Genomic DNA, 15,959 nt, shown 5'->3' on the forward strand with positions numbered 1-15,959 from the left:
TCGTTCCCCAAATCCAGCCCCCTTTTCCATCTGGTCTTCGCTGCTTGAATTCTTTGTTGTTGCCAGGTGGCTTGTCGACTAAGCGATAGCGGAGCACCTCGAACAACAGAATGCCTTGATCGTCGTGATAGGGGTATGTTGCCTCCTGAACACGACTCGACAAGGAGCTTCCTTGCTTGATTGGGTGAGTAACTCCAGTAACCTGTGCATAATGCCGTTGGGCGTCTTTCCAATCGCTAAATCTGCCCAGCCTGACGGACAACTCGAAAAAGTCACACCCTGAATCCGCTACATTATATTCGTGATAGCCTCCCGACTTGACATTAAACGAGGCTGATGGATTCTGGTCTTCTCGACTTACCGCGTGACATTGAATCCAACCTTCCGAATTGGGGCGCGACTTCTCCGGTATTCTCAAGCCGAGAGATATCGCTTCCTCATGTAGATTGAGGCGATTTAAAATGTCGGCTCTAAATGCTTTCCAATCAATCTTGGTTGCTGTTTTCATCGCTGACCTCCCTTCCGCCGAAGTTGGGGAGTCCAGGGATCAATTTCGTGTTTGATTCGAGGATCAGGAGCAACTGCTATCGTGAAATCTTTGAAGGGGCAGAACTCAGGGGGACTATCCCCGGCAAACTTTTCGATTCTGCCAAGGTGATGTGATCCGCGGATCTCTACGTGTCCGAGGCCGGTGTTTTCAAGAGGCCAGCCGTGCCGATGCTTTCGCGGCCAGCGTCCGTTTTCTTTACAGAATAGGCACTTGTAGACGATTTGAGCTGTGAGCCGTTCCCAGCCTGCTCGCTCGCAATCAGTAACCCAATCACCCGCTACAACTTCTCCGAGGAAAAGTGGATAGATATTTCCATCCAGGTTGTACCGTCCAACCTGCATAAAATAGCTTGAATATGTTTTTGATCGTGATATCATTGGTCTGCCATTACCGAATGGACAAAAGAAATTTCATGAGAAACCCTGACAGACGCGATTCCTGTCGGGGTTTCTTTGCGTAATGAGAGAGGTGCAAAAGCATTGCACCAACAAAGCCCCTAAAAGAACTCGATCACATTCGGATCGGATCGCCGCACACGGCGTTGAGGCTTAATAGGGGTCTGGACCTTGCGACGTTGCTCGAATGCGAGTACGTCCGTCATCAGAACCTTAAATCGCGGGCGTCCGACTCCTCGGTTGGTGCTGATATCCATCGCCGGAAGTTCTCCCGAACGAATCCAGCCGAGAACCTTAAAGGGCTTCACTCCCCAACGTTGAGCCAGTTGAGGGGGCGTCATTACTTCTCGCTGTATTTTGCTTGCTGTCACTGCCTGATCTCCTTGTAAGAGCCGTTTGTGAATTAATACGGTCATTTACAAATAGGGAGATGTTGTGCAGAGGTTGTGCGTTTTGATTTGCACATGTCATTGAATAGAGGAATAAAACCGCGAAATGGTTGTGCGTAAAAAAGTGCGATCCAATAACGCACAAATAATAACGATTATTCGTCTTCAAACATTCGCGAAGTATTATCATCAAACACGACATCAATCTGACCTTGATCGTGTCGGATGATTTTATCTTGATCAGATGCTAGAGCCTTTTCCATTCGATTCCGCAGATCCTGCCATTTATTCGACCTTCCCAACGTGGTATGGCTTACGCCTAGTTCAATGGCTATCTGGTTGTCCGTCATTCCGGGATTATCTCGTAGCAACAATATTGCTTCTGGAAGCCACCACCCTCTTTTATTCTTTCTTTTGGGGTTCTCTTCTTTGATAGCGGTATCGAGCGGAGATTGAGTTTTATCCGCATGCGGAGTTGGAATCTGTGGTGGTGAGGGCAATACTATGTCGAAGTGTTTTTCTGTTCGAATACATTCCTGTTTGGCCTCGATTCCCGTTCGAGAAATAGCCTTTTCATCATAATCACCCAGACACCTGAAGAGCTCTTCACAACAATCTAGCCATTCATCTTCGGGACAGTCATCGGTTGACGACGAGGGGAACTGCCGTAAGTCATTTTCAAGCTCTGCCATGACCAGGAATAGAAATTCGGTTGCGCTCGGTATGCTGTGATATTCTCGAAATGATCGATCAGGGTTGAGTTGTTCGACATTCGCATCCTCGATTGCAGGCAACATGTCGTAAAAATGTTGAGCGTGAACTCTCTCCAGAATAGCCGAAATATTTTGCCACTCGTACCCGATATCGCGTCGAAGGTTTTTCCATTTGTGGCTGTTCTTGTAGCTGACTTCCGGCTCGAAATACTGAGTGACATTTTTCCGTTGGAGGGCGTTTTTAAGTGATTTAATCATGTTGTCTGAAGCAACTTCACACCAATTCCTTAACGCCTGAATTGTTTCAATTTCGTCCACTTCATCAACTCCCTACTGTTGCCCCTAAAAAAAGAAGAAGCGGGAAACCGATTTAGGGAATCGGCGTTCAGGAGCTACCCTATCCCGCTCGAATTGGATTGTACTACTTCGCTTTAGGGAATAACCATTTCCGGACGTGGTTTGATACAGCAATCAAACGATCATCTCCGATTCGCTCGCGGTATCTCGCCGACATTGAATTATCTACGTGGCCCATGATGTGATTTACTGCAACCTGATCGAGGGATTCCCCGGCAATGGTTTCAAATGTGTGACGCAAGGCATAGAAGTTCAGGCCAGGCCGTTTCAGATCGTGTTTTCTCAAGAGCTTTCCAAACTTCAATCCGAGCGAATCAGACCAGGCTTTTTTTTCACCCTGACTGATCTTCACCCAGCGTTCGCCCCGCCTCGTGAGAAAACAGAGATCCGCATCAGCAGGATGCTTCGGTTCTGGGCGAACTTCAATCGCATCCCTCATCGCTTGCATGGTTTCCGGCCAAAGTGGGCAACGTCGAGGAATGGCCGTCTTCGGTCGCGGGTAATCAATCATCTTCGCTCGCCAGTCGATAGCCGATTGTGGAAGGCTGGAAAGGTCACTCTGACCGAATCCACAATTCAGCCCGACCAGAATCATTGCTTTCAGGTCTGGCCCTGCATCATCAAGTAGAAGCTTGATTTCTTTTGCCTCAAGCATTCGAGCAGTTGATTGATTTCGTGACTCCCTCATTTTCTTACGGGAAGGCTTGGCGAACCCTGAACCATATCGAACAGGCTTATCAATCATGCCTGAATCATAACCGTACTTGAAAACTGACCGTATTCGCCCAATGGTGTCACCCAATGAGACCGGATTTCGTGTAGTAGCCAATTCGGTACGGAGCTGTTGGAAATCATCCTGAATCAGATCCTGAACTATTCGCTCCTTCCCGAAGTAATCCACAAGCAGTGTACATACTCGCAGGCAGTCTGAAAACGTTCGCTCGGTAATATCTGCTGACACCAGCAGACACCTCTTCCAGGTGAGAAAAGCGTTGCATAGATCACGAACTGATAAACCGTCTGGGCGCTTCGGCCTTGGCGTTCTTCCGGCTTGTAGTTCATCCCTCTCTTCGATATATTTCTCGAGTGCCCCTTGGGGATCACGCCAGGGACCGAAATAATGCAGTTTCCCCCGTATTTTCTTCGCCCAACGCTTGGTTGCGTGCGGAAATAACGGGAATTCAGGATACGGCTTTTCCGGTTTCTCTATTTTTGACATTGTGCTTTTTTCGGGTGTCAGGTGTCAGTTGAGGTGTCACCTAGCATAAACCTCGAATCACAAAAGTCAAGAAAACACTACTATAACAGCCTTAAGCCGCTGTAGCTCAGTTGGTAGAGCGACGCACTCGTAATGCGTAGGTCGTGAGTTCGACTCTCATCGGCGGCTCTTGATAACCTCTTTACTGTCAATAACTTATGACGGTGAAGAGGTTTCTTTTTTGGTCACATTTGGGCTAGTGTTACCTAAATAGTTACCTTCGACTACTGAGTACAGAATTTCAGCCGTCGCTTCGGCTTCCTGCTCAACATAGTAACGAAGCGTGGTATCAATACTCTCATGCCGCATCAGCTGCTGAAGTACAGGCGGCATCACTCGAGTTGACCATCTAGTACCGAAAGCCCGGCGAAAATCATGCGCACTGGCGAACTTGATTTTGCCTTCTTTTCTGGAAAGGATCACCTGAGCCGCTTTTCCCATTTTGCTGATCAGCTTGCCTGCGTGGGGGCTAGTCATTCTCGGAGTATCCACCGATTCTTTCTCCGCCAGCTTAAAAACAAATCCGGTTCGATCATCTTCGAGAACAGATAGTAATTGAAAAGCAAATTCGGGGGCGATGGGAAGAACCCGGTACCGTAAAAAAACTCAGCCGAACTTGAAACTCTACAAATCAAGGGGTCTATTAAACGCTGACGACCTGCATTCTCAGGCGAGTTGGCAACAATGCTCGCTGCTACATTCAGCATAACCGCTGTATCCTGTCGGGTACACAGACGCGGATATCCGATTCTTACTGAGCTTGTTGCGATGGATACCATCTTCAGACTTCAGGGCTCCCATCTCCAATTACTGTTCACGATTCACCCAACAGGGCCGAGCAAAGAAAAGAAGGTGACAAGGCTGCATGAGGAAATTCATGGAACCAGTTCCAAACGAGGGAGGTCATTTTGGAACTATAGCCATTACCTGAGCCGTAGCTCTAAATAATCGCATATCGCCGCCAGTCTCCACGATCGGATACAATGGTTGTGCTGATTGCACTGACGTTCAAAGTCAGCAGCTCGTCCGAGAATAGGGTTAAGCAGTCTCTCTCAGATTCCTAGTTTTGTAGAGTCTTAAGTTCGGCTGAGTTTTTTACGGTACGCGCTTCCGTTGTTTGGTATTCGGTATACGGAATAGTCTTCTCGCGAATTCAGTGGGCTTCAGCTTTTTTTCAACAAGCGAATGCCGCATCTGGATCAGACTTTAGTGGTTAAGAAGCGATTGGTTCGAGTGCCTCAAAGCCGGACGTGGGGCGTTACACCCAATCCATGATCGATATGATTATGAGGTGCTTCAGCATAATGATTCAATCAACCAGAATTAGTATCCTGGTTTGGACCAATTGACCGTTCCTGGATTTTTAGTCATGTATTCGTTCTTCTGGTAACCTGGTCGGGCATCAAATATCGTCACAATTCCTCTGTCGGTCAATGATGCGAGCTGGTGACCATCTTCGTGCCATAGAACATCTCGTACTTCAGAAGCATGAGGAAGTGTTAAAGTCCGTTTGTTCGAGATGCCTGATAAACGGTCAGTGTCAAAATTCCAGATCCGAACAGTTCTGTCAGCACTCGCTGAAGCAAGCCGTTTTCCGTTAGGACTCCATGATATCGCATTTACATGTGAATCATGCGCGTAGATTCCCGCGTCTTCAATCTTGCCGCCTTGCTGTCGAGGGAAAATATTATAGTCAAACAGGAATAGGTAATTATGGCTGGTGCCTATAGCGAACAATGTACTATTGGGTTTCCATGCTATTGTACGAACTCTCACCACCTGATGCCCTTTTCTCCCAAGCAGGAAAAAAGCCTCGCGTTCACCATTATCAATTCTATAAACCTGCAGGTCACCTTTACTGGAACCTATAACCAGTCGAGTGCCATCCGAATTCCAGGAAATGGCATCTAGCTCACCATTTATCTCAGGATCGAACTTTACAAATTCGGTGGGTGAATCTTTGGACTGCTCTCGCCATATTTGAACAGACTGTCTGAATTGAATCGCTAGAAGGTTGGATGAAGGGTTCCAAAGTAATCGTCGTGGTATTTGATCAAGATCACTGTGTGAAACTATTTCGCCACTTTTCCTGATTAACAGTTTGCCTTCGTGAATTGATGCCGCTAACTCATTGTTGTGACTCCAGCAAAGTTGAGTCTCTTTTTGCTTCTCTTTTGTATTTGTATCTGACTTCCAGATAGTTCCATTGTCCCCGTAAGTAATTCCTAATTGATTATGGTCAGGTAGCCAGCTAAGAGTGGCCACATTTGTTTGAACCACCATGGGTTTCAATGCAATCGACCGAATCGGACGGGATTTCTCGAAGTCGATGATGTCCAACTTACCACTTTTGATTGCAGCAACCAGTTTTTTACTATTGGGTCCCCAAGCTATCGATTTTACAGATTCAGCTTCTCCTCCTCTGTGCCCATAAACAGCAGTTTGTTCGCCTGTCATTGCATCAGACAAGATCAATTCCATATCGTCGCCTGCGGAGGCAATGGTTTTTCCGTCCCCACTCCAGGCCACCGCATAAACTGGTTGATGATGCTGTTTAAGCAAATGCTTCAATTTCTGATTCTGAACATTCCAGACTCGGACAGTGCTGTCAGAACTTCCTGATACAAGCTCTTGACCATGCGGACTCCAGGAAATTGACTGAACTGGTTGAGAATGCGCATTGTCAAACAGGGTTGACACAAGATTTCCTGTCTCAATATTCCAAATATTCACAGGAAATGAATCATCTATACGTGAACCTACTGCAATCAGTTTTCCATTAGGCGAAACACTACAGGCAGGATTCTTACTCACATTCTCATTAATAGTCTCAAGAATAGTCCCCGTTTCCCAATTCCATATTCGAATGATGGCATCTTCAGCATGAGTCACCAGCAAGTTTCCGGTATCGTTAAATGAGATTGAACCAACTGCCGCGTCATGTAATAGATTCTGAAGATTTCTACGGGATTGAATGTCCCAAATTCCTACTTTTCCATCAACGCCCCCCGTAGCAATGACTTTTTCGTCCGGGGAGAATTTGACAACAGAGGTGTACGCTTCATGGGCTGCCCAGGTGACGCCTCCTTTCTCCTGCCTAAACTTAATGGCGGCAAAGTTTTTGTCAAAACCAAATCCAAGAAGGGAATTCTTATTTATATCGACTGACAAACACCGTCCTGGTATAGCGATTCTATATCGATCAACAACTCCTAGCAGAAAAAACCATTCCCACTCTCTCCAATCTATAGTCGAGTCTGACACTTTTTTAAAATAATAAGGGTTCTTGGGGGACCAGCGCATAAGAGTATCGGAAGTTGCTTCCTGTAATTCTGAACGCTCCAGAACATCATCTGCCAGGTTCATCTCAGAAAGATACAAATTCTCAGACATTTCAGTGCGGAGTTTCTTTTCTGCTGATGCCATTTCCCGATAGACAATCGAAGCATAAGAAGTCATTGTGATCGTTGAAATAATAGCAAATAATACCGCCGCAAGAAAACTTGCAGCCAGCCGATTTCTTTTTGACCAACGCCACACTCGTCCTAATGTCGAAGTACGACGAGCTTTAATTGGACGATGTTCCAGATAACGCTGGATATCCTCTCCAAAATCTTTTGCAGAACTGTAACGGTCCGCTGTCTTTTTTCGTAGAGTTTTTAGAATAATGGTATCTAGGTCGAGATCAATGGCTGGATTTAAACTACGGACAGAGGCGGGTTCCTGTTTGACAACCTGATCCAGTGTTTCAATCATCGATGCTGCCCGGAAAGGAACTCGGCCGGTAAGCAAATGATAAAAAATAGCCCCCATGGAATAGACATCAGATGCCGGGGTTATTTCATTGATATTACCCAGAGCCTGTTCCGGCGGCATATAGCTGGGTGTTCCCATTATCTGTCCCGTGGCAGTAAGGTTGCTGTCCCCCTCAATCCGTTTTGCCAAACCAAAGTCGGTCACTCGGGGCGATCCGTCAGCATCCAGCATAATGTTTGCAGGCTTTAAATCTCGATGGATAATATTATTCTGATGGGCATACTCAAGAGCCTCAGCCACCTGCACCATCAATTTTGAAGCGAGTAACGGCTCCATCGGTTGTTCACGGATAACATCGGACAAACTTGGACCATCTACAAAAGCCATTGAAAAATAATGGTAGCCATTTGCTTCGCCAACATCATAAATTGGTACGATATTTGGATGGTCAAGGTTAGCAGCAGCTTCAGCTTCAGCTTTAAATCGGTCGATCTCTTCTTGGCCTGCCAGATTACCTGAAAGAATCATTTTTAAAGCCACTAAGCGATTCGCTTTTCTTTGCTTCGCTTTATAGACAACTCCCATGCCACCTCGGGCAATTTCTTTCAGGATCTCGTAGTCGGCAAGAACAACTGGTTGGCTTACGTCGCCGGAAGTCTGATTCTTGAAATCAATTCCACCAGTGGAATATTTAGAATTCGGTGAAACAGTTGGGTTCGCCTGAAGAACTGTAGTCTCTGGATCCATTTCTACTATTTTGGTTCCAACTGGATCTGAGACTCTTTGTTCTTCCGGTCCAATCAGTTCTGAAAACGCCACTTGCGAAATCGAGAATCGTTCCATGTATTCCTCTGCAACAGGTGCATCACCCACCCATTTTCGAACGCGATATTCATGGGCAATGAGTTCATGAGGGCATTTACTGATCTCTCCCAATTCGGGGAATGCTGAAAAATAATGTTCTAATCTGGGACAGGCGACATCTTCAGTAGTCCTAATGTTTGTGATATTGTTATTCGGACTTGTAACCCGCCACCGATAATCAATATCAATTTTGATCAGTTCACTTAATACTACTCGAAATTCATTACTGCCTTTATCAGGTAGATAATCGACTAGATTCGGTGGTGCCGCACCCGATCGCCAGGCAGATTCAAATTCATCAAGTTGCTCATCCATCTGTGTTGGCCTGGTTGATTCTGAGATTCATAGAATAAGCTCGATATCAAATACGTTTTTTTAAGCTTCGAGCAGAGTGGATGCCGACCACTTTTCACGTATCTGTTTTAATCGTCTTTCCACTGTGGCGAGTGAATGTTTTGTTTTTTCTGCGATTTCAGTATTGGCGTAAGCTTGCATCCGTAAAAGAGCGATCTCGCATTCTTCATCAGTCAGCTTTCCCATTAACTCTTCCATTGATTCCTTAAGAGTCAGCACATCTTCAGGAGATGGCTCCACTGATGCAATCCGGTCAAAGCCTCCTTGACCATCTCCTTTAGTGGGGGAATAAAATATCGAATCTCCTCTGACATTTCCTGCCCCGCGTTTATCGGCTAATTCACGCCTAAGTTGCTTTCTCGCTTTATTCTCGGTCATTGTTAACAGAAGACTCCATAAACCGTCCCTGTCATTTAAATCAGGATATTGACCTTCTTCATAACGAGAACAGAAGCTGGCAAATGCATCGTTGACGGCATCATCCGCATCCGTCATTCGGTTATTTGTCCCCAGTTGTCTCGTTGCCACACCAATTAGTTGTTTCTGAAAACGATTCCAGATCTCCTGGGCCGCATCGTTATTATTTTCTTCACGAAGGGCATGTAGCCAATTCGTTACTGAATGATCATCAGACATCTTAAATCATTTCTGGTTAGCAGCTTACAGAGATGTTGTTTGTTGGATGATGTTACCAAATATTACCAAGAATGAAAATTAATTCCAAAAACATGAGGGGTAAGAGTTCTATTTGGGACTTTCTACATCAGCGGCGGACAACTCAAAACAAACTAACTCACCGCCAACCTTAACCCTTTAAATATGGAGACATTACAATGAATCGTCGAACTTCACTCTTCACACTCGCGTTTGCTGTTACTTCTGCTTTCTTCGCTCAAGACACCATCTCCCAGGCGGCTGAAATCACTGGAGCCAATGTCAAGAAAGTGGTTTATGGTAAAAATGGCATGATCACTGGTAGCTTTGCCCAAACTAAACCAGGGCACTGGGTCGAACAAAACCAGGATGGTCAGTTTGAATTTAAGGAGCTACGTCGTGACGAATGGTCAGTGTATTTAGTCAAATTGGGAGCTCAGGCGGGACATAAAATCCAACTTGACCTGCACCGTAAAACAGTCAATACGGGAGACTATGTTTACTACCAAATCATGACAGTCTCCGACCGAAATCAACCGAAACAAAACCCTAAACCAGCGTCGGGAAAAGCCAATGGCACAAATGTAAAAATGGTGATCTATGGAAACAATGGAACCACATCCGGAACTTTCGTACAAACCGCACCAGGAACCTGGGTGGAACGCAATAAAGATGGGCAATTCAACTTCCGGGAAGAAGGCCGGGATGAATGGTCGGTCTACTTGGTCAAAGTGGGTCGTCAGGAAGGACAAAAAGTTCAACTTGACCTGCACCGTAAAACGATCAGCACCGGGAACTACGTCTTCTACCAAATCATGCAAACTTACAAATAATTCGTAACAAAAATCAATTTACTGCTCGGCGGCACAAGTCATACTTGTGTCGCCTTATTTTGTTCTGGGCGAAGTGAGCTTCATAAATCGACCGATAACACATTCCAGAAATTAAAGGGCTCGGAGATAGTTGAACTCGTACCGTAAAAAAACTCAGCCGAAGTTGAAAACCAGTGATTCCAAGTGTTTGTGTTGCAAACGAGCGATGGTTTTCGTACGAGATTCGTTTCACTACTCGAAGCCGATTGTCAGATTCAATGCGAAAATAACATGCTGAGCGCAACGGTAGCGGGAAATCACAACACGAGGATCGACATCTATTCGAGGCTGATTCACGCCGCGTTGCGACAGTAAGACTTGAGCAGCCCACCGAGACGTTCTCTGCATTCGATCTTGCCGGCGACACATCCAATTTCTTCACCAGGATCAATCAACTGGTTGTCCAGTCCCTGATGGTTTCGTTCAGAATGGTAGTGAGCGACGTATTCTTTCAGCGCTCGTTCGAGTGAGTGCTGACCGAAGAAGATCATCTTGTTCAGGCACTCAGACTTCTCAAGATCGTTCGACATTAGCATTCATGTTGGGATTTTGGGGGAGCAGCACTGGTTCAATATTGCTCTGTACCTTCAGGTAAGACGCCGGAGTTGGAAGCAAGCATCTCGATCGAGACCAGATGAGACGCATTTTCTTGGAAACCATCGTCGGCAGTCAGATTGCGTGCAACGTGAGACCCCCACTGTGAGTTGAGATTCGCCGAAACCTCCGCTACCTCAACGCGTCGTGATTTCTATTCCATCGCCATCATGATGGCAATTGTAGCCAGCTCCGTTTTCGCCAGACTTCCACTGTAGTGAAGTTTACGGCGAATATCGCCGAAAGCTTTCACGACCGGCTACCGATCTGGAACTCACCAGACCGACGATCATGCTTACCACCTCACGTGTCCGTGGCGCGCCTTTTGCGATGACTCATACAGACACATTAAAGCCGGTTTCAATGTTTTTTTGATCGGCGATCGTTCACAAAGGTCGAATATCGACCATCAGGAAAGGTCATCTAATGAAGATCCAGAAGATCATGACGACGAATGTGGAGTGCATCTCTCCCGATGCCTCTGTCGCTGAAGTCGCTAAGCGAATGAAAACGCACGATATAGGATCAGTGCCTGTCTGTGAGAATGAAGAAAAGCTGATTGGGATGGTCACAGATCGGGACATTGTCGTCCGCTGTATTGCTGAGGGAAGAGACTTAAATTCGACCACCGCCAGAGACATCATGACGACCGATATCATTTATTGTTGCGAAGATCAGGATGTCACCGAAATGGCAGAAGTTATGGAAGAGCGAAAAATACGCCGCGTCGTAGTTCTTAACGAGGACAAGAAACTGGTGGGGATAGTGTCATTAGGCGACATGGCTGTTAAGACCCAGAATGATTCACTCTGCAATGAAGCATTGGAAGCCGTTTCTGCACCTGCTTAGAGCTCAATCTCAGCGATTCGAGACGGCGTGAGCCTGTTTGATTCTCAATGCCGGAGAACTCATTTGCGATGGATGAATATCTCTTTGAAGTATCGTAGGCAATCTGAATGGAAGTCTTTGATAAGGAATAGGCACCTGCTGGAGGCACAATGCCATCTAGAAAGTGCTCATCATTAAGTTTTCTTTACCATTTCACTAATCGTAGGATAACTCACCATGAATAAACTCAATTTACTCACCTCGCTTCCCATTGTTTTTTCCTTGTTGTTTTGTAATAGCAATCTTCAATCCGAAGATCATGAAGCCCATTCTTCGTCGGAGAAAGTTCCCAAGAAAGCGGTCGCCGTCCTGTTTCCAACACAAGGTAATGACGTCACGGGAGTGATCACGTTGGAACAGAAGGAGGACGGAGTTTTGTTGAAAGGAAAAGTCATCAACTTAACTCCGGGCAAACATGGTTTTCATATTCATGAATATGGTGATCTGCGTTCTAAAGACGGTAAATCCGCCGGCGGTCATTATTCCCCCGAAGGTCATCGCCATGGGTCACCAGATGATAAGGAGCATCACGCAGGAGACTTTGGCAATATTGATGCTAACGATGAAGGAACGGCAACCATTGAGGTCACAGCCAAAGACCAGAAATTGCACATGCTTCTCGGACGAGCGATCGTTGTCCATGGCGGCGCTGACGATCTTAAAAGTCAGCCATCGGGGAACGCCGGACCTCGCGTTTCTCTCGGTGTGATTGGCCTTGCGAATTCAGAGTAACCTAGCGTTATGGATAAGCCCATCTCGGCTATCAGAGACGATCTTGTCAGAAATCGGGAACAGACATTACTGTCGATTGTTCCCGATTTCTTATTTAAGAGACTCTATCTATGTATCAGAGAGGTTTATTAGAGCTAGGATTTTCAGTAGGTTTCAAGCTTGCCTGTACCTCTTACAACGGCGTGAGCACCGGAGCTGAACATTAACTGTTTAGATTAGAAAGCAAGCAGAGGCCAATTCAAATAGAGTCTTTCAGCTATTTAAAACTCGATCCATGATCGCATGAGCAGTGTTGTACCCGCCCATGCCATGGACTCCTGGTCCCGGGGGAGTGGAAGCGGAGCAGATAAACAATTTCGGATTGGGGGTAGCGTAAGGACATCGCTTCAATACAGGCCTCGCCACAATCTGCCTTATTGTCATAGCTCCTCCACTAATATCGCCGCCGATATAGTTCTGGTTATACCGGTGCAAATCCGTCGCTGTCATCGTATGTCGATTTATTATGGAATCGCGAAAACCGCTCGCACAATCCTCTATTCGCTTTTCAATAACGGCCGTCATATCTTCGTTTCGCCCAAAAGGAACATGGCAGTAAGCCCAGCCTGTATGTTTTCCTGATGGGGCTCTTGAGGAATCAAACAGACTGGGCTGCGTCACTATCAAATAAGGTTCCTCAGGTAGTTGGTTGTTCCACGCTTTTTCTTCGCTTTTGCCAATTTCTGAAGTCGAAGCTGCGATATGAACAGTCCCCGCTCGACGACACTTATCGGAATTCCAGGGTATAGGTTGATCCAAAGCCCAATCGACTTTGCAAATGCCGGGGCCGTGTTTAAACGAGCGCAACTTTCGATGGTAGAAGGGGGGGAGAGAATCTCCTGCCATATCCAACATTTGACCGGGCGTCGTATCAAATAGAACAGTTCGACAGGGTGGTAATTGAGAAAGAGTGGTAATGGAGGTTCCTGTTTCTATCGTCCCACCCAGCGATCGAAACCGCTCAGTCAAACAGTCTGTAATCATTCCTGCACCTCCTCTCGCGATTGGCCATCCTGTGGCATGGGCCGAGATACAGAACATCAACCCAATGGCAGCAGTCAATATTCGATTCGGTGGTTGCTCCGCGTGGGCGGCCATGCCGGCAAACATGCCACGGGTTGAAGACTCCTTGAACCACCGTCGCCCAAGTCCTTCTGCCGAACCTGCACCACGCCAACCAAATCTGATTAATGAGAGCACTTGACTCGGCTTTAAAGGAGGAGAGAAGATCCCCTCGAATAACTCATCGCTAATGTTCAGGAAAGGGGTAACCAGTCTCTCGTACGCAGGCCCATCCTTCCCTAGTTCTGACACCGTCGTTGCCAGATTTCTCCAAATCCCAATCGCTCGGTCGGAGCCGAATGCATGAGCTACTGCAATTTCAGGCTCAATGAAGTCAAGAGTTGCTCCATCTGCCCTAAGCTCCTTGAAGAATGGGGAAACTGGTACCAAGGGATAGATAGAAGAACAGATATCATGGCGAAAGCCGGACTCCATCAACTCTGCGGTCCTCATTCCCCCACCAGGGGTAGGGGATGATTCAAAAACGCACACACGATATCCGGCCCGCGACAATGTGATTGCAGCCGCTAGCCCATTTGGCCCCGAGCCAATAACCACCGCGTCAAAGAGCGATTTCATCTATCATCTTTCACGGACTTCAGGGCATGGAACTATAGTTGCAACTTCAGTTTATCTTTCTCTCTTAGAGACACAGCATGAAGGCGACTAAAGATTTCTTTTCTTCACTGGTAAGATCCAGTTGTAAAACCAGATTGAAGAATTCTACGGTATCATCCAATGTCAATAAGCGACCATCATGATGGTAAGGTGGAGAGTCCTTAATTCCACGGAGCGTAAATGTTTTAATTGGACCGTCTTCCATATTGAATTGATCGCTGATCTTTTCTGGTTTATAGAACCGACCTAACTTCAAATCATGCATCTGGTTATCCAGATAAAAGGGAGGTGTGTGACATTCCGCACAACGGCCTTTTCCAAAGAATACTTTCTGCCCATCAAGTTCCAATTGAGTCGCTTTGTCGGGGTCGAGTTTTCCAAACACATCTAGCTTAGGAGCGGGAGGGAAATCGAACATGTTCTGCATTTGGGCCATCATAGCAACAGCATCGGAACGATCTGGCAAATGAACCCCTTTTTTGGCGGCAATGACGTGGTCACCATCAAAGTAAGCGGTCCTCTGTTCAAACTGAGTAAAATCTTCCACACTCCGCAATGAACGCTTGGAACCATGGATTTGTTGATTGAATATTCCCCTTAGACTGACTGTATCAAGACGAAAGCGGGCTGATTGAGGACGAGTATCCGGGTTGAGGTGAAAAGCAGCATTAGTATGACCATTAGTATGACAGTCGAGACAGGTGACTCCCAGACTGGGCTCTTTGACCTTCCGGTCCTCAGTCTGATTAAACTGTTGTTGAGGGAAGGGCGTAAGCAGCAACCGCATCCCTTCCATTTGTACGGGCGTCACTTTTCCCTTCAAAAGGTGGTAATAGTTTTTGATGGTCAACACCTCCCCCTGTGAAACATCTCCCAGATCGGGACGATTGGATAAGAATACGGGAGGGGGAAACTCAGGCGTCAGGTGAGAAGGGAGATCAAATGCGACATCGAATCGCTCTAAATCACGATGTTCTGCATCTTTAATGACCTCAATTTGGTTCTCAGGAAATACTTGTCCTCCCACTGCATGTTTAGTGTGTGGCAGAGGACGGAACCCCAGTGGAAACAAGTTCTTATCTTTGATTTCCTGTGGTGACCGTTTCGCGAGGCTTTCCCAGGTCTCTCCCTCGGGGAGTTTAACTCGAACACCCTGTTGAACCGGCTTTCGTCCAGCAGACATCATGACTTTTGCTGGATGATCTTCCAGGACATATCGGTTCTCGAACAATTCTGCCTGCCGATCCATGACACCCGGCTTATTCTCAGTATCTGACTGGAAGGTTTTATCGAAGTCCTGATCAATCACCACTGGCATGTAGGTCTGATCGGGAAGTTTTGACTGGGTTTGGTCTGATTTATCAGTTTCCTGCGCTTTTACGCCGTCTGACATCCCAAAAGGAAGCAGAGCCACAGAGAAGAGAATGACCGCTCTTTTGTCTTTAAAGAACTGCAGCATTATATAGGTTCCTTTCGCAAGTGAGACTATTTATCGGTGTTCAGAATCCAGAATAGAAGTCTATTCTCAAGTGCCGACTTCCACCGGAGTTTTGAGAAAGTTCGGTGTTGTGAGACAGTTGAGAAACTTCTTAAATCGGAATGAGAAAAGCTGATCTCTTAGAATGGCTCAAATGGGTTTGATAGATGAGCAACCAGAGTGATTTGAGAACTGCCACGCAATTCCCTTTAAAAGTTCAAATAATTTCAATTGCAGATCAACTGTCACGCTATTGGTAGCTAAATGGATGCAACGACAATTCTATTAAGAACATCAGCAAAGATTATGCCATCGAACCCGTGATAACTAGAACATAGTCTCAGGCCATGATCTGAGTCGCCCAGTTGATGTCCAACTTTTGGCCAG

Annotated in this window: 12 protein-coding genes and 1 tRNA gene; 4 read left to right on the forward strand and 9 right to left on the reverse strand. The window is 46.3% G+C overall.

Annotated features, from left to right (window positions below; translation table 11 throughout):
• Window positions 1-1,046 precede the first annotated feature (1,046 nt).
• The 3 genes from Pla110_RS14115 to Pla110_RS22670 all read right to left on the reverse strand — a co-directional run bounded on the left by Pla110_RS14115 (window position 1,047) and on the right by Pla110_RS22670 (window position 3,149).
• On the reverse strand, window positions 1,047-1,316 hold the full coding sequence (locus Pla110_RS14115; protein WP_144996389.1) for a MerR family transcriptional regulator: 270 nt from the start codon (window positions 1,314-1,316) through the stop codon (window positions 1,047-1,049).
• Window positions 1,317-1,489: 173 nt separating this feature from the next.
• Window positions 1,490-2,365 (reverse strand): hypothetical protein, encoded by an 876-nt coding sequence (locus Pla110_RS14120; protein WP_144996390.1) that lies wholly within the window; start codon window positions 2,363-2,365, stop codon window positions 1,490-1,492.
• Window positions 2,366-2,468: 103 nt separating this feature from the next.
• A complete protein-coding gene (locus Pla110_RS22670) occupies window positions 2,469-3,149 on the reverse strand; it encodes a tyrosine-type recombinase/integrase (RefSeq protein ID WP_197440207.1) in 681 nt (226 codons plus the stop codon).
• A gap of 569 nt (window positions 3,150-3,718) precedes the next feature.
• Here Pla110_RS22670 and Pla110_RS14130 point away from each other — a divergent pair.
• Window positions 3,719-3,791 (forward strand) — tRNA-Thr (locus Pla110_RS14130).
• Window positions 3,792-3,818: 27 nt separating this feature from the next.
• Here the strand turns inward: Pla110_RS14130 and Pla110_RS14135 are convergent.
• The 3 genes from Pla110_RS14135 to Pla110_RS14145 form a co-directional block, all read right to left on the reverse strand.
• Window positions 3,819-4,139, reverse strand: a complete 321-nt coding sequence (locus Pla110_RS14135; protein ID WP_231742453.1) for a site-specific integrase — start codon at window positions 4,137-4,139, stop codon at window positions 3,819-3,821.
• A gap of 846 nt (window positions 4,140-4,985) precedes the next feature.
• Entirely contained in the window at window positions 4,986-8,597 is a 3,612-nt protein-coding gene (locus tag Pla110_RS14140) for a protein kinase domain-containing protein (RefSeq protein WP_144996393.1), read from the reverse strand.
• 60 nt (window positions 8,598-8,657) lie between these two features.
• On the reverse strand, window positions 8,658-9,272 hold the full coding sequence (locus tag Pla110_RS14145) for an ECF-type sigma factor (protein ID WP_144996394.1): 615 nt from the start codon (window positions 9,270-9,272) through the stop codon (window positions 8,658-8,660).
• A 197-nt stretch (window positions 9,273-9,469) separates the two neighbouring features.
• Here Pla110_RS14145 and Pla110_RS14150 point away from each other — a divergent pair, with 197 nt between their 5' ends.
• Window positions 9,470-10,123, forward strand: coding sequence for a hypothetical protein (locus Pla110_RS14150; protein WP_144996395.1), 654 nt, complete (start codon window positions 9,470-9,472; stop codon window positions 10,121-10,123).
• Between the two features lie 332 nt (window positions 10,124-10,455).
• On the opposite strand, the gene Pla110_RS14155 is transcribed toward Pla110_RS14150, so the two are convergent.
• Complete coding sequence (locus Pla110_RS14155) at window positions 10,456-10,692, reverse strand: integrase core domain-containing protein (RefSeq protein WP_144996396.1); 237 nt, start codon at window positions 10,690-10,692, stop codon at window positions 10,456-10,458.
• 490 nt (window positions 10,693-11,182) lie between these two features.
• Between Pla110_RS14155 and Pla110_RS14160 the strand changes: the two genes are divergently transcribed.
• Together Pla110_RS14160 and Pla110_RS14165 are read left to right on the forward strand one after the other, a co-directional pair.
• A complete protein-coding gene (locus Pla110_RS14160; RefSeq protein WP_144996397.1) occupies window positions 11,183-11,605 on the forward strand; it encodes a CBS domain-containing protein in 423 nt (140 codons plus the stop codon).
• Between the two features lie 216 nt (window positions 11,606-11,821).
• The gene (locus Pla110_RS14165) at window positions 11,822-12,376 is read left to right on the forward strand and encodes a superoxide dismutase family protein (RefSeq protein WP_144996398.1); all 555 of its coding nucleotides are present in this window, start codon (window positions 11,822-11,824) and stop codon (window positions 12,374-12,376) included.
• 252 nt (window positions 12,377-12,628) lie between these two features.
• Here Pla110_RS14165 and Pla110_RS14170 read toward each other — a convergent pair whose 3' ends face one another.
• Together Pla110_RS14170 and Pla110_RS14175 are read right to left on the reverse strand one after the other, a co-directional pair.
• Window positions 12,629-14,056: a phytoene desaturase family protein gene (locus Pla110_RS14170; RefSeq protein WP_144996399.1), complete on the reverse strand. Its 1,428-nt coding sequence runs from the start codon at window positions 14,054-14,056 to the stop codon at window positions 12,629-12,631.
• Window positions 14,057-14,120: 64 nt separating this feature from the next.
• A complete protein-coding gene (locus tag Pla110_RS14175; protein ID WP_144999717.1) occupies window positions 14,121-15,488 on the reverse strand; it encodes a cytochrome B6 in 1,368 nt (455 codons plus the stop codon).
• Window positions 15,489-15,959: the final 471 nt, after the last annotated feature.

Source organism: Polystyrenella longa (genome assembly GCF_007750395.1).
In the GTDB taxonomy this organism is placed as follows: domain Bacteria; phylum Planctomycetota; class Planctomycetia; order Planctomycetales; family Planctomycetaceae; genus Polystyrenella; species Polystyrenella longa.

Bases quoted from the DNA above. Each gene is read 5' to 3' on its own strand.
- Pla110_RS22670 (WP_197440207.1), bottom strand. From the start codon at position 3,149: ATGATTGATAAGCCTGTTCGATATGGTTCAGGGTTCGCCAAGCCTTCC.
- Pla110_RS14155 (WP_144996396.1), bottom strand. From the start codon at position 10,692: ATGTCGAACGATCTTGAGAAGTCTGAGTGCCTGAACAAGATGATCTTC.
- Pla110_RS14175 (WP_144999717.1), bottom strand. From the start codon at position 15,488: ATGTCAGACGGCGTAAAAGCGCAGGAAACTGATAAATCAGACCAAACC.
- Pla110_RS14165 (WP_144996398.1), top strand. From the start codon at position 11,822: ATGAATAAACTCAATTTACTCACCTCGCTTCCCATTGTTTTTTCCTTG.
- Pla110_RS14140 (WP_144996393.1), bottom strand. From the start codon at position 8,597: ATGGATGAGCAACTTGATGAATTTGAATCTGCCTGGCGATCGGGTGCG.
- Pla110_RS14160 (WP_144996397.1), top strand. From the start codon at position 11,183: ATGAAGATCCAGAAGATCATGACGACGAATGTGGAGTGCATCTCTCCC.
- Pla110_RS14135 (WP_231742453.1), bottom strand. From the start codon at position 4,139: ATGACTAGCCCCCACGCAGGCAAGCTGATCAGCAAAATGGGAAAAGCG.
- Pla110_RS14170 (WP_144996399.1), bottom strand. From the start codon at position 14,056: ATGAAATCGCTCTTTGACGCGGTGGTTATTGGCTCGGGGCCAAATGGG.
- Pla110_RS14150 (WP_144996395.1), top strand. From the start codon at position 9,470: ATGAATCGTCGAACTTCACTCTTCACACTCGCGTTTGCTGTTACTTCT.
- Pla110_RS14145 (WP_144996394.1), bottom strand. From the start codon at position 9,272: ATGTCTGATGATCATTCAGTAACGAATTGGCTACATGCCCTTCGTGAA.